At 44.9% G+C, this 13,677-nt stretch carries 8 protein-coding genes and 2 tRNA genes; 2 read left to right on the top strand and 8 right to left on the bottom strand.

Annotated features, from left to right (window positions below; genetic code table 11):
• The first annotated feature begins 280 nt into the window (after positions 1 to 280).
• A complete protein-coding gene (locus tag BCT49_RS08295; RefSeq protein WP_102434831.1) occupies positions 281 to 793 on the top strand; it encodes a glycine cleavage system protein R in 513 nt (170 codons plus the stop codon).
• A 113-nt stretch (positions 794 to 906) separates the two neighbouring features.
• On the opposite strand, the gene nspC is transcribed toward BCT49_RS08295, so the two are convergent.
• The 8 genes from nspC to uvrY all read right to left on the bottom strand — a co-directional run bounded on the left by nspC (position 907) and on the right by uvrY (position 10,830).
• The gene (gene nspC / locus BCT49_RS08290) at positions 907 to 2,040 is read right to left on the bottom strand and encodes a carboxynorspermidine decarboxylase (RefSeq protein ID WP_102434830.1); all 1,134 of its coding nucleotides are present in this window, start codon (positions 2,038 to 2,040) and stop codon (positions 907 to 909) included.
• 170 nt (positions 2,041 to 2,210) lie between these two features.
• Positions 2,211 to 3,461, bottom strand: coding sequence for a carboxynorspermidine synthase (locus BCT49_RS08285; protein ID WP_004733354.1), 1,251 nt, complete (start codon positions 3,459 to 3,461; stop codon positions 2,211 to 2,213).
• Between the two features lie 8 nt (positions 3,462 to 3,469).
• Entirely contained in the window at positions 3,470 to 6,421 is a 2,952-nt protein-coding gene (locus tag BCT49_RS08280; RefSeq protein ID WP_198595834.1) for a pyridoxal phosphate-dependent class III aminotransferase, read from the bottom strand.
• Between the two features lie 865 nt (positions 6,422 to 7,286).
• Positions 7,287 to 7,362: transfer RNA gene (locus BCT49_RS08275), tRNA-Gly, on the bottom strand.
• Between the two features lie 31 nt (positions 7,363 to 7,393).
• Positions 7,394 to 7,467, bottom strand: a tRNA-Cys gene (locus BCT49_RS08270).
• A gap of 266 nt (positions 7,468 to 7,733) precedes the next feature.
• A complete protein-coding gene (pgsA, locus tag BCT49_RS08265) occupies positions 7,734 to 8,291 on the bottom strand; it encodes a CDP-diacylglycerol--glycerol-3-phosphate 3-phosphatidyltransferase (RefSeq protein ID WP_102434829.1) in 558 nt (185 codons plus the stop codon).
• Between the two features lie 46 nt (positions 8,292 to 8,337).
• On the bottom strand, positions 8,338 to 10,170 hold the full coding sequence (uvrC, locus tag BCT49_RS08260; RefSeq protein WP_102434828.1) for an excinuclease ABC subunit UvrC: 1,833 nt from the start codon (positions 10,168 to 10,170) through the stop codon (positions 8,338 to 8,340).
• Positions 10,171 to 10,185: 15 nt separating this feature from the next.
• Positions 10,186 to 10,830: a UvrY/SirA/GacA family response regulator transcription factor gene (uvrY, locus tag BCT49_RS08255; protein ID WP_026084475.1), complete on the bottom strand. Its 645-nt coding sequence runs from the start codon at positions 10,828 to 10,830 to the stop codon at positions 10,186 to 10,188.
• 427 nt (positions 10,831 to 11,257) lie between these two features.
• Here uvrY and BCT49_RS08250 point away from each other — a divergent pair, with 427 nt between their 5' ends.
• Entirely contained in the window at positions 11,258 to 13,621 is a 2,364-nt protein-coding gene (locus tag BCT49_RS08250) for a DNA polymerase II (protein ID WP_102434827.1), read from the top strand.
• Positions 13,622 to 13,677 lie beyond the last annotated feature (56 nt).

Raw genomic sequence — 13,677 nt, 5'->3', positions numbered from 1 at the left:
GACTAAATTATTTACTCAGTTACTTACTAAGCCGTTTACTCGTTACTTACGAAGCTTCTGGATCACAAATAACAGCGATAACTCTTCTAAAAAGCGGCTCTCTAGCCGCTTTTTTTGTGCCCTACTCTTCATTCTCTTTTTTTGCATCGAAGCTTAGTTTCAAAAATTGACGTAGGTCAAACATTGTTCGATGTAAACTTCTACACTGAAATTAAAGAACTTTATCGCGTGATATCAAACATTTAATTAGCAACGATTAATTGAGACTTTGGGGGCTGATATGAACAGTACATTTATCGTAAACTTTATCGGAAAAGCATCACCAGCAACAATCAAGCAACTTGCTGCGGTTACTCACGAAAACGACGGGAAATGGCTCATCAGTAAAGTGAACTTTATTGAAGACCAAGTCGCAGGCGTACTCAAGGTTCAACTTCCAGCCATCAACGAATCCATTGTCAAAGAAGCGTTCAGCGCCAATGCTGACTTGATCGTGCAGTTTGTTGATTCAGACCATACTCACAATGCACAAGATACAATACATCACCTACGACTCGACTCGAACGACCGAGCAGGCATCGTCAACGAAGTAACACATGTATTGGATCGACAAGGGATCAGCATTCTTGATATGGATTGCCACCGAGTCTTCATCGCTGGCGGCGGTGGTGTTAGCTCAAGCCTGTTTACTTCCAAGATTGCCGTTAAGCTACCAATCGAAGTCTTAATTGATGATGTCGTCAACGAGCTAGAAACGCTCAGTGAAGATACTCGAGTGATGATTGAGAACTAACGGATAGCACTTAACTTCTATCTTTGCTGTTTTCTCTGGTTAAACCGTTCTCTAAAAACAACAAAGAGCAGCTCGTCGGCTGCTCTTTTTATTATTCTGAAACTATGGCTCAGTTATTGAACTGACCATTGTGACAATGAACGCTTGAAGTCTTCATAGCCAAATTCATTCAGCTTTTTAATTTCGCCATTGCTGCGCTCGCAATAGATCGATGGCATTTTCAGGCCATTGAACCAGTTCAGTTTCACCATGGTGTAACCCGCACTGTCCAACAGATGAAGCTTTTGACCAATCTTCAACGGTTCATCAAAGCTTGCTTCGCAGAACTGATCGCCCGCAAGGCATGAACACGAACCAATCACATAATCATGGTTACCGTTTTCCGAGGCTTCCAATACCGATGCTGGTTCATTGTAGATAAGCGTATCAAGGCGATGAGCTTCAGTTGCCGAATCGACAATTGCCGTTTTCTTCACGTTCTCAACAATATCAACCACTGTCACAACCAAGTCAGTTGTTTTAGTGATGATGGCTTCACCCGGCTCAAGGTACATCTGCACGCCGTGCTTTTCAGAGAAGGCTTTGAGCGCAAGACCCAGTTTCTCGATATCATAACCCGGCCATGTGAAGAACACACCACCGCCCATGCTCACCCAGTCCAACTTATCTAAGTGCTCGCCAAACTGTTCTGAGATTGAATCAAGCAGGCCGATAAATGCATCGACGTCTTTGTTCTCACAGTTCATGTGGAACATAACACCATTAATCTCATCGAAGATCTCAGGTTTGATGTGGTCAGCTTGCACACCCAAACGAGAATATTGACGAGCTGGATTAGCCAAGTCTTGTCCTGCGTAGCTCACCCCCGGATTTAAACGTAAACCCAGCGAAGCCTTACCTTCAACGATATGACGGTACGCCTCGAATTGACTTTGTGAGTTGAAGATCATCTTGTCGCAGATATCCGCAACTTCTCTCACGTCATCTTCGCTGTAACCCACACTATAAGCGTGCGTTTCGCCACCAAAGGTTTCTTGACCAAGTTTCACTTCGTAAGGGCCAGAGCTTGTCGTGCCATCGAGGTAAGGTTTGATGATGTCAAACACACCCCATGTCGAGAAACACTTCAGTGCCAATACCAGCTTCACACCTGAAATCTCTTTCAGTTGCTTAGCTATCTCTAAATTCGCAATCAACTTCTCTTCGTTGATCATGAAGTAAGGCGTTTTTAGTTCGTTGTTTTGCATGTTAATACCTTGCGGCCCTCGAGTTCACGAAGGCACATGATAATCGAACAAAGCCGACGCTAATGCGTCGGCTGAAATTATACGTTCTTGTCAATCATATGACTTTGGATGTAATTCGCAGAACTTTACCTTTATCGCTAGGACACGCGACAAGGGCAAAGAACCAGAAATTACTTCAAAGTATGGATCAGAGGTAAACCGGCTGTCGGCTCTAGCTCTTGAACATGCCAATCTAGACCGATTTCAGGCATCGTTGCTAGGAACGGGTCTGGGTTTAGCTGTTCCATGTTAAATACGCCTTTATCAGCCCATTCGCCACGGAAGAACTGAAGTGCAGCAGTAATCGCTGGTACACCGGTTGTGTAAGAAATCGCTTGGTGCTCTACGTCTTCGTAAGCCACTTCGTGGTCTGCGTTATTGTAGATGAATACGCTGCGCTCTTTACCGTCTTTCTTACCTTGAACCCAAGTACCGATACACGTTAAACCTGTGTAACCCGGAGCTAGAGACGTTGGATCTGGCAGTAATGCTTTGAGAACATGCAGAGGCTGAACCACAGTGCCATCGTGCAGTGTTAGCGGATCTGGGCTTAGAAGGCCGATATCACGCATGCAGTTGAAGTAGTTCAGGTAAGCATCACCAAAGCCCATCCAGAATTCGATACGCTTAGCTGGGATGAATTCCTTCATAGAACGCACTTCATCGTGCGCCATTGAGTACACTTTATGAGAGCCACAGTTCGGGAATTCAAACTCAAGCATACGAGAGTGACAAGGCACTTGTTTCCACTCTTCATTTTCCCAGTAGAAAGAATCGCCTTGGATCTCAAGCATGTTGGTTTCTGGGTCAAAGTTTGTCGCAAACTTCTTACCATGGTCGCCAGCATTCACGTCCATTACGTCGATTGAATCAATCTCATCAAACAAGTGCTTTACCGCGTACGCAGCAAAGATTGATACCACACCAGGATCAAAACCAGCGCCAAGAATACCTGTGATGCCCGCTTCAGCGAACTTTTCACGGTAGCCCCATTGCCAATCGTAAGCTTGTGGTACTTGTTGGCCTTCAGAGCATAGGTCAACAGCTACCGATGTATCTAGGTAAGAGACTTTCGATTGGTAACACGCTTCCATGATCGCCATGTTTACCCAAGGAGGACCAGCATTGATCACTAGATCAGGCTTAACTTCTTTAATCAAAGCAACAAGCGCATCAACATCGTCAGCATCTACTGAACGTGCTTCTAGTTTCTTAGTTGAATCTTTAAGGTTGTTTTTACCTTTAATCGATTCGATGATTTTTTCACATTTCGCGATTGTGCGCGAAGCGATTGTGATATCACCCAGTACTTCGTTATTTTGTGCTGCTTTATGTGCAACAACCCAACCAACGCCGCCTGCACCAATTTGTAGAATAGCCATAGTATTAATTACCCTTGTTGTTCTGCTAGCTCAGTGGCTAGAGTTTGAATTTTGTTAATTAGAGATTTGAAATCTGATGTCTTTAAGCACGGATTCAAGATAGTAAACTTCAGTGCGCTTTTACCATCAACGACCGTTTCGCCAAGAACGGCAACGCCACGAGTCAGTGCCTCCAGTCTTAACGTCTGATTCAGTTTGTCTAAATCAAGAGCGCCTTTTGCCGATTGCTCATTGTTCGGTACCGCACGGAACAGCACAGTCGACAGTGACGGCTCAGCAAGTAGCTCAAAATCGTCATGCTTCTGAATCAGATCGGCAACTTGAAGCGTCTGCTCTAAGAGATGGTCGTACATATCGCCCAACTGCTTTGGACCGACACTTTGCATCGTCATGAAGACTTTCAGTGCATCGAAGCGCTTGGTGGTAGCAATAGACTTATCGACCAGATTCGGCAGCTCATCGTGCTCACGATTCAAGTAATCTGCGTGATGCAGTAAGTATTTAAAGTTCGCTTTGTCTTTGAGCAACACCGCACCACAGCTGATTGTTTGATAGAACAATTTGTGGAAATCGACGCTTACTGAGTCTGCTTTTTCGATGCCTTGTAGACGAGCTTTATGGCTACTTAAAATAAGTGCGCCACCGTATGCACTGTCGACATGGAACCAAAGATCTTGCTGGCTTGCGATGTCTGCAATCGCATCAAGGTCATCGATAGCACCATGATCGGTTGTGCCCGCCGTACCAACCACAGCAAAAGGAATCAGACCTTGTGCTTTCAGTGCTTTCACTTCTGCATCTAACAAATCAGCTTTGATGGTGCCGTTAGCGTTGGTATCAACACAGCACACAGCCGCTTCGCCTAATCCCATTAGAGATGCGGATTTTTGTACCGTGAAGTGAGATTTCTTTGAACATAAGATACGCAGTTTGCTCGCGTACTCTGGCAAGCCTAACTTTTGGATTGAGTGACCATCGTGCTTATCGGCAACCCAGTCTCTTGCTAGCAACAAGCCCATCAGGTTACTTTGCGTGCCGCCGCTCGTGAAAATACCATCGGCTTGATCGCCTAGTTGGTACTTATCACACATCCAGTCAACCACTCGCTGTTCAACATACGTTGCAGCGGAAGCTTGATCCCATGAATCCATGGATTGGTTCAAAGCCGCAATAATCGATTCCGCGGCAACCGAAGCCATAAGAGGAGGCGTGTGAAGGTGCGCAATACAGTCTGGGTGTTGCACAAAGATTGAGTTGGCTGCCACTAAGTCAGCGGTGCTATCCACAACATCAACCAAAGCGTGTTGGTTGTTATCGAGATCGACAGCATTGATAGCTGCTTCTAACACTTTTGGATCTAAACCCGAATAAGGAGTTTCAACCTGTTCAAAAACGGCTTTCATCGCCTGAGTGGTTTGGTTCATCACGTTAGCAAATTCGTCGCTACCGCCTAAACCTGTCTGGATGAAATGCTTTTTCCATTCTTGATTTGATTGTTCAGTTGAAGCTTGTTTTTCTTGAACACCTCCGCCAGCAGCAATGATGGCTTCTTCCATCACGCGCAGTGCAAAGTCTATCTGTTCGAAAGAGATAATCATTGGTGGCAAGAATCGAATCACTGAGCCATTACGTCCGCCCTTTTCGACCATCAAGCCACGCTCTAACGCCGCTCGTTGAATCGCTAGAGTCAGTTCGCCGTCTGATTGCGGCTCGCCAAATTTATTGAATTCACCATTGGCTTTCTTGATCTCAGCGCCAAGCATCAAGCCTTTACCACGAACTTCAGCAATGCAGTTCACGCGTGCTTGAATCTTCTCGAGCCCATGACGTAAGTATTGGCCAGCAATATTTGCGTGCTCAACTAAGCCATCTCGCTCGATGATTTCCAACGCTTTAGCGCCAGACACCATTGCCAACTGATTACCACGGAATGTGCCGGTGTGCTCACCCGCTTTCCAAGTATCAATGCTCTTATCAAATACAAGCAACGACATAGGCAATCCGCCACCAATCGCTTTAGACAAACACAAGATATCAGGATTAACACCAGATTCTTCAAATGCAAAGCGATGGCCGGTTTTACCCACACCACACTGAATTTCATCAAAGATCAGTAGGATGCCGTGTTCATCACAGATGCGACGCAAGCCTTGGAGCCAAGATGCAGGAGCTGGAATCACACCGCCCTCACCTTGTACAGGCTCAACGATCATCGCAGCCGGTTTCATGATCCCAGATTCGTCGTCATTCAACATACGCTCGATGTAACGAATGCTCGCGTTGGCACCGGCTTCACCACCAATGCCAAACGGGCAACGAAGGTTGTATGGGAAAGGCATGAAATGTACGTCAGACATTAAGCCGCTACGACGCTCTTTAGTGCCAAGGTTACCCATCATGCCCATGGTGCCGTTCGTCATACCATGGTAAGCACCACGGAAAGCAAACATGGTGTTGCGACCTGTGGTTTGCTTCGCGAGCTTGATCGCGGCTTCCACAGCATCAGCGCCAGACGGACCACAGAATTGAAGAACCGAATTAGCCGAAAAGTCTTGAGGAAGAAAAGCTTTAACTCGCTTGATAAACGTCTCTTTTGCTTGAGTCGTGATATCAAGAGTCTGGTATGGCAAACCTGAATCGAGTTGGTCTTTAAGTGCTTGGTTGATTTCAGGGTGGTTGTAACCCAAAGAAAGTGTACCGGCACCGGCTAAACAATCGAGAAAGAGTTGGCCACGAGTATCTTCAACTAAAACACCACATGCTCTTTTAATAGCAATCGGTAGGCGTCTTGGGTATGAACGAACATCCGATTCATGCTGTTCTTGCTCAAGCAAAATAGCGTCGGGTGTTAGATCGTAAGTTCCCTCTACGATAGGAACCATAGTTGAAAATGAATTTGCGATAGTATTAATATCGACTTCAAAGGCGGTGGTCATAAAAGTCCCCTTGAATGTGTTCATACTCACCTCCATCAGACGCAATTGCTCACCGTCCCTCTATTGATTTAGAGATAATTCATAGTGAAACATGCGTATTGTCTAGAAATGAGATATAGCTGTACGCTCGCATAAGTCAAATGACAAATACGAAATTAGGCCGTCTTAGGACAGCAAAAATTAGTTAGCGTGAGCTCAAGGTTCAGTAATGCTACTGTTTTGAAGAATTGGACATTTGTGCAGTATCGGACAGCTATGAAGAACTGACCCTTTTGGAAATGCAGAGCTGATTAGCAATGTTGTTATTAGTGTGTTCAATGTTGGGTTTCCCATTAGCATGGCGAATTGCGCCATAAGTATCCCGTCTATCAGCTAAAGGCTAGCTGATACCTACCCTACGTAATGTCCCAATCAGCAAGAATGGTCACTACGCGTATCCCCCAGAAGCAATCACGGCTCTTTTTGAGCATCGCCATTCCGAGATTGCGCGGGAAAGTAACATAAAGTGAAATGAACGATCAATAGTTTTTAATCATCGCTGGATAAATAGCAGCGGTGACTGACAAATTGCTGAAAATATCGTCAAGTTGATCTTTAGATAAGGAGATCCCCGGTTCGCTCGTTCCTCGCGCCCGAGGATGACGACGTGGGTATACAGAAGATGTTAGAGAGGCTCTAAAGCTAGGGCTTTTGTCATTCTCTAGAGCCGAGAGACGAGTTCATAGGGAATCTCGCTTTAAAAGCTAAGTAATCTAAACGAACTTGATAGCGACATTTTGAGATAGAAAGGAAATTTGGGGGCGTGTTCAAACAGAAAGAGGAATGACTCGTAAAAATCAGAACAGCAGAAACCAAAAAGCCCGAACATTTCTGTTCGGGCTTTTTAAATTGGAGCGATACATCGGGTTCGAACCGATGACCTCAACCTTGGCAAGGTTGCGCTCTACCAACTGAGCTAGTATCGCATTTTCATTACTCTTCAAAAGAAAGAGATAATGGAGGCGCCTCCCGGAGTCGAACCGAGGTCCACGGATTTGCAATCCGCTGCATAGCCACTCTGCCAAGGCGCCTTAGTAACTCCAATCAAATCGCTTATTGCCATCCTCTTGGGTACGGGATGCATTCTACGGATTCGAGCGTTTGAGTCAATATTATTTTTGTATTTTTAATTCGTTTGAATAGATTTCATACGAAACAGGCCAAATAGCTGACTTTGTGTGCAAAGCACTTTGTGAACAGGCTATTCAAAGGAGATCTATATCACATTAGATATCCACTATTGATAACTTAACCTTAGGTTAAAGATCAAAAAAGCGAGCCTCAGCTCGCTTCTTCATCAATGGTGTTTTTCGTCTAACAAATCATCTTTGGCGGCCATCAAGTATTGCGCCATTGACCAGTAAGTAAGAACGGTTGCAACATAAAGTGCAATGTAACCTACCCATACCATCCAGTCGTCGTATCTCCAGATAAGTACCCAAAGAGCGAACATCTGAGAAACGGTTTTGACTTTACCGACCCAAGATACCGCAACGCTTGCACGTTTACCGATTTCAGCCATCCATTCTCGAAGCGCTGAAATGATAATCTCACGAGCAATCATGGTCACCGCTGGAATAGTTATCCAAATCGAATGGTAATGCTCAGTCATCAAGATAAGAGCCGTCGCAACCAGCACTTTATCCGCTACAGGGTCAATAAAGGCACCGAAGCGAGACGTTTGCCCGAGTTTACGAGCCAGCATGCCATCTAGCCAGTCAGTAAAACCCGCTACCCAAAACACCATTGCAGCAGCAAAAGGAGCCCATTCATAAGGTAGGTAAAAAACAACAACGAATACTGGGATTAAAAATAGTCTCAGTAAGGACAAAATGTTAGGTATATTCAAACGCATATTATTAGGCTCTTATCAATTGCGCTTTAATGGTGCGGGATTTTTACTATTGTTTCAATGCTTGATAAATGTTTTCTGCCAAAGAATGACTAATGCCCGGCACTTTGGCTATTTCTTCGACAGTTGCACGCTTAAGTTCTTGTAAGCCACCCATATATTTCAACAAAGATTGACGACGTTTCGGCCCTACCCCTTCAATTCCTTCCAAAGCACTGGTTCGGCGAGTTTTACCTCGTTTCGCTCTGTGCCCTGCTATCGCGTGATTATGGCTTTCATCACGGATGTGCTGGATAAGGTGCAACGCTGGTGCATCGCTCGGCAAGTTAAATTCCTCACCTTCAAGAGTCACTAAGGTTTCTAAACCCGGCTTACGGGTCACACCTTTCGCGATACCCATCATTCTTGGTCGAAATGGCCAATCATCCCAATATTGAGAAACAATCTCGTGAGCGCGATTCAGTTGCCCCTTACCGCCATCGATAAAGATGATGTCTGGGATCTTATCGACATCGAGTTGCTTGGAATAGCGTTTCTCAAGGGCCTGAGCCATCGCCGCGTAATCATCACCTCCAGTAATACCGGTGATGTTGTAACGACGGTATTCCGGCTTAACAGGGCCTTCCTGATTGAACACCACACAAGACGCAATCGTACTTTCACCCATGGTATGGCTGATATCGAAACATTCCATGCGTTTAATCGCGTCCATCGACAACACTTCTTGAAGCTCTTTGAAGCGCTGATTGATGGTCATCTTGTGATTAATCTTGGTGGTAATGGCCGTCAGTGCGTTGGTATTCGACAATTTGAGGTAACGACCACGAGTGCCAGAAGGATTGGTATTGAAGTGAATCTTCCGACCCGCAACTTCACATAACGCTTCTTGAATCGGTGTGACATCTTCCATCAAATCGGCATTAAGAATTAAACGCGTTGGGATGGTTCTTGCTTCATTATGCGCCAAATAATATTGGCTTAAAAAGCTCGAAAAGACCTCTTCTCGCACCGTATTGTTAGGAATTTTAGGGAAATGACTTCGACTGCCCAAAACTTTGCCTTGGCGGATCATCAAGATATGAATACAAGCAACACCATTCTCTTGGGCAAATCCGAGCACGTCCATATCTTCCATAGAGTCGTCAGATACGTACTGTTGTTCTTGTACACGTCGAATCGCTTGAATTTGATCGCGGAAAGCAGCGGCTTGCTCAAAACGAAGCTCTTGGCTTGCCTTGTCCATCTTGTCGATAAGCGTCTCAAGGACGAGCTTGTCTTTACCTTGAAGGAATAGACGAACGTAGTCGATAAGCTCGCTGTACTCTTCATCAGAGATAATGGAGCTAACGCAAGGCGCCGCACAACGACCAATCTGGTACATCAAGCACGGGCGTGTTCTGTTCGCATAAACCGTGTCTTCACACTGGCGAGCAGGAAAAATCTTTTGTATTAGGTGTAGCGTCTCACGCACAGCGCCAGAATCAGGATAAGGACCAAAGTATTCACCCTTTCTCTTCTTAGCACCACGATGCATCGACAAGCGAGGATGCTTGTGACCGCTAATGAAAATATAGGGATACGACTTATCATCACGCAGAAGTACGTTGTATTTCGGTAGGTACTGCTTGATGTAGTTGTGCTCAAGGATAAGAGCTTCTGTTTCCGTATGCGTTACAGTGACATCGATTTTGTCGATATTGCTGACTAAGGCGCGTGTTTTTTCACTGTCGACTTTTTTACGGAAATAACTGGAAAGGCGTTTTTTGAGGTTCTTAGCTTTACCGACGTAGATAACAACAGCCTCGGCGTTATACATACGATAAACGCCGGGCTGTTCTGTTACTGTCTTAAGGAATGAGACTGAGTCAAACAAGTTGGTCACTATAAGATCTCAGAGTTAAAGGGTCTCAGTATCTAACATTCCATGTCTAATCGCTAAATGCGTAAGCTCTACATCACCGCTGATGTCTAGTTTACTGAACAGTCGGTAGCGGTAGCTGTTAACTGTTTTAGGACTTAGATTGAGTTGTTCTGAAATATCCGTCACTTTCTGACCTTTGGTAATCATCATCATGATTTGAAGCTCACGTTCAGATAGATCGGCGAATGGATTTTCAGACGCAGGCGAGAATTGGCTTAAAGCCATCTGCTGCGCAATTTCTGGTGAAATGTATCGTTGGCCACTATTAACCACTCGAATTGCATTTACCATCTCGTCCGGACCTGCACCTTTAGTAAGGTAACCTGCAGCTCCAGCTTGCATCACTTTAGTTGGAAACGGATTTTCCGTATGCACCGTTAAAACGATGATTTTAATATCAGGGTTGAAACGCAGGATTTTCTTGGTTGCTTCTAAGCCACCAATACCAGGCATATTCATATCCATCAAAATAACGTCAGTATTATTAGTACGACACCATTTTGCAGCATCTTCACCGCTTTCAGCTTCCCCTGCTACGTTCATTCCACGGACGTCTTCAATAATACGTCGTATCCCTGTGCGAACCAGCTCGTGATCATCTACAAGGAAAACATTTATCAAATCTTGTATCTCCACACTATTAATTGGCTCTGCAACCACCGTAAAGCTTCATCTGTTTGAAACAATTGAACAAAGAAACAGTGGGTCGCAGCATTGTATATATCTTAACTCAATTACTAAATTAAATCTCTGTTGAATATGTGTCGAAACACTAACTTTAGCAAGTACTTATTTATAAATAAGCCAACTAAAACAACAAGCTTTAGGTAAAAATCAACTAGTTAAAACAACACCCAATAAAATTACACAAGATAAAGACATTTTCAATACCATTGAATCTTGATTCATTACAATTTCACTTTTTTGCTTATTAAGTCCCGTTATTCTTCTCCAATTCGCAAAATATAGAGACTATTTTCGTTTGCTGTTGTGCGTGATGAGGCGCTAGATGGTAGTATTCCGCTCTCCATTTCAATAGGTTACTACATTGGATATTCAGCAAGGCTTTGTACTCACAAGACAAGCGCGAGATTTTTCAGGGCGCACACAAATCGACTTGTGGTTAAGCACCCCTAAAGGCCCAACGCTACTGACTATTCAAAACGAAAAGCCTGTCTTTTTTGTTGCTCAATCCGATATCGAAACGTGCCAATCCATTGCCGATAAAGAAGCCATAGATTGTCAGTTTAAGCCCTTAGAGCTGGCGACATTTGACCAAACCCCTTTAGCCGCTTGTTACACCTCATTGTCGAGAAGCAGCTTCGGGTTAGCTCAGGCCTTTAACGGTGAAGAGATCCAAACCTTTGAAAGTGATATTCGACTGGCCGATCGTTTCTTAATGGAACGCTTTATCAAGGGCAGTATCGAATTCACAGGCGCCATCACTCAAAAAAAACAACACCTCAGAGTTTCGAACGCAAAATGTCGAGCTGGCGATTACTTGCCAAACTTGTCTGTGGTTTCGCTTGATATCGAGTGTTCAGAAAAAGGTGTGCTTTATTCCATCGGCCTAGACAGTCCAATGGACAGCCGAGTGATCATGGTCGGCGAGCCACAAGAAGCAGACACCAATATCCAATGGGTAACCAACGAGAAAGCACTGCTTGAAGCCATGATTGCTTGGTTCTCCGAATTTGACCCCGACATCATCATCGGTTGGAACGTCATTGATTTCGACTTTAGGCTGCTGCACAAGCGTTCAGAATGGAACGAAGTGAAACTCAGTATTGGTCGCGACAATCAACCGAGCTTCTTTCGCAGCTCCGCACAAAATCAGCAGGGCTTCATTACCATTCCAGGGCGTGTTGTCTTGGATGGTATCGATATGCTTAAAACAGCAACCTACCATTTCCGATCATGGTCTCTTGAGTCCGTATCTCAAGAGTTGCTGGGCGAAGGCAAAGACATTCATAATGTTCATGACCGTATGGATGAAATCAATCGAATGTTTAAGTTCGATAAACCGTCACTGGCCAAGTACAACCTTCAAGATTGCGTGCTAGTAAACCGTATATTTGAACACACTCACCTACTCGATTTTGCTATTGAACGCTCGCGCTTAACCGGTGTTGAACTTGATCGCGTTGGCGGCTCTGTTGCTGCTTTTACCAACTTATACATGCCTCAGATACACCGAGCAGGTTACGTGGCGCCTAATTTGGAGCCCGAAAATTGGATCGCTAGCCCCGGGGGCTATGTGATGGATTCAATCCCTAACCTTTATGACTCTGTGTTGGTTCTCGACTTTAAGAGTCTGTACCCATCGATCATTCGTTCATTCTTGATTGACCCAATGGGGCTGATTGAGGGGCTTAAATTGGAGTTAGGCTCTGAAGAAGACCAAGCAGTGGCTGGGTTTCGTGGCGGTCAGTTCCACCGCTCTAAGCACTTTCTACCAGAGATGATCGAAAACCTCTGGGCAGCCCGTGATGTCGCGAAGAAAAATAACGAGAAAGCATTTTCTCAGGCGATTAAGATCATCATGAATTCTTTCTATGGGGTACTTGGTTCTTCTGGTTGTCGTTTCTTTGATACACGCTTGGCATCCTCTATCACCATGCGCGGGCATGAGATCATGAAGCAGACCAAGGTTCTGATCGAAGACAAAGGCTATCAAGTGATCTACGGGGACACCGATTCAACCTTCGTGTCTCTCAATGGCAGTTTTGAGCAAGAGCAAGCGGACGAGATTGGTCACTCTCTCGTGGCTTACATCAACGACTGGTGGACGAATCACCTGAAAGAGGCCTACAACCTCACCTCGATACTTGAATTGGAATACGAGACCCATTACCGCAAGTTTCTAATGCCGACCATTCGAGGCTCTGAGACAGGATCAAAGAAACGTTATGCTGGCTTAATCAATCAAGGTGACCAAGAAAAGATCATTTTCAAAGGCCTTGAAAGCGCACGAACCGATTGGACACCGTTAGCACAGCAGTTCCAACAAACTCTGTATGAGATGGTCTTTCATGACCAAGATCCAAGTGACTATGTTAGACAGTTTGTCGATGAAACTTCCGCGGGCAAACACGATGATTTACTGGTTTATCAAAAGCGCTTGCGCCGTAAGTTGCATGAATACCAAAAGAACATTCCGCCACAGGTTCGCGCTGCTAGATTAGCCGACGAAATCAATGCCCAGCTTGGTCGCCCACTTCAGTATCAAAACAAAGGACGTATTGAATATTTGATTACGCTGAGTGGTCCTGAGCCCAAGGAGTACTTGAAGAGTGGCATCGATTATCAACATTACATCGATAAGCAGATTAAACCGGTCGCAGAAGCGATTTTGCCGTTTATAGGGTTAGATTTTGAAAGAGTCAGCGGCCAGCAACTAGGCCTGTTCTAGATTTAATTCTCTTTTCGAGGCGACATTAGACTCGAGATATCGATTAAAATTAGAGC

The sequence above is a fragment of the Vibrio lentus genome, assembly GCF_002875945.1.
Classification (GTDB): domain Bacteria; phylum Pseudomonadota; class Gammaproteobacteria; order Enterobacterales; family Vibrionaceae; genus Vibrio; species Vibrio apostichopi.
Note: the sequence above shows the minus strand (reverse complement) of the source record. Positions and strands in the feature narration are given on the sequence as shown.

Coding starts and splice junctions, on each gene's coding strand:
- nspC (WP_102434830.1), bottom strand. CDS start 2,040: ATGCAAAACAACGAACTAAAAACGCCTTACTTCATGATCAACGAAGAG.
- BCT49_RS08280 (WP_198595834.1), bottom strand. CDS start 6,421: ATGAACACATTCAAGGGGACTTTTATGACCACCGCCTTTGAAGTCGAT.
- pgsA (WP_102434829.1), bottom strand. CDS start 8,291: ATGCGTTTGAATATACCTAACATTTTGTCCTTACTGAGACTATTTTTA.
- BCT49_RS08295 (WP_102434831.1), top strand. CDS start 281: ATGAACAGTACATTTATCGTAAACTTTATCGGAAAAGCATCACCAGCA.
- BCT49_RS08285 (WP_004733354.1), bottom strand. CDS start 3,461: ATGGCTATTCTACAAATTGGTGCAGGCGGCGTTGGTTGGGTTGTTGCA.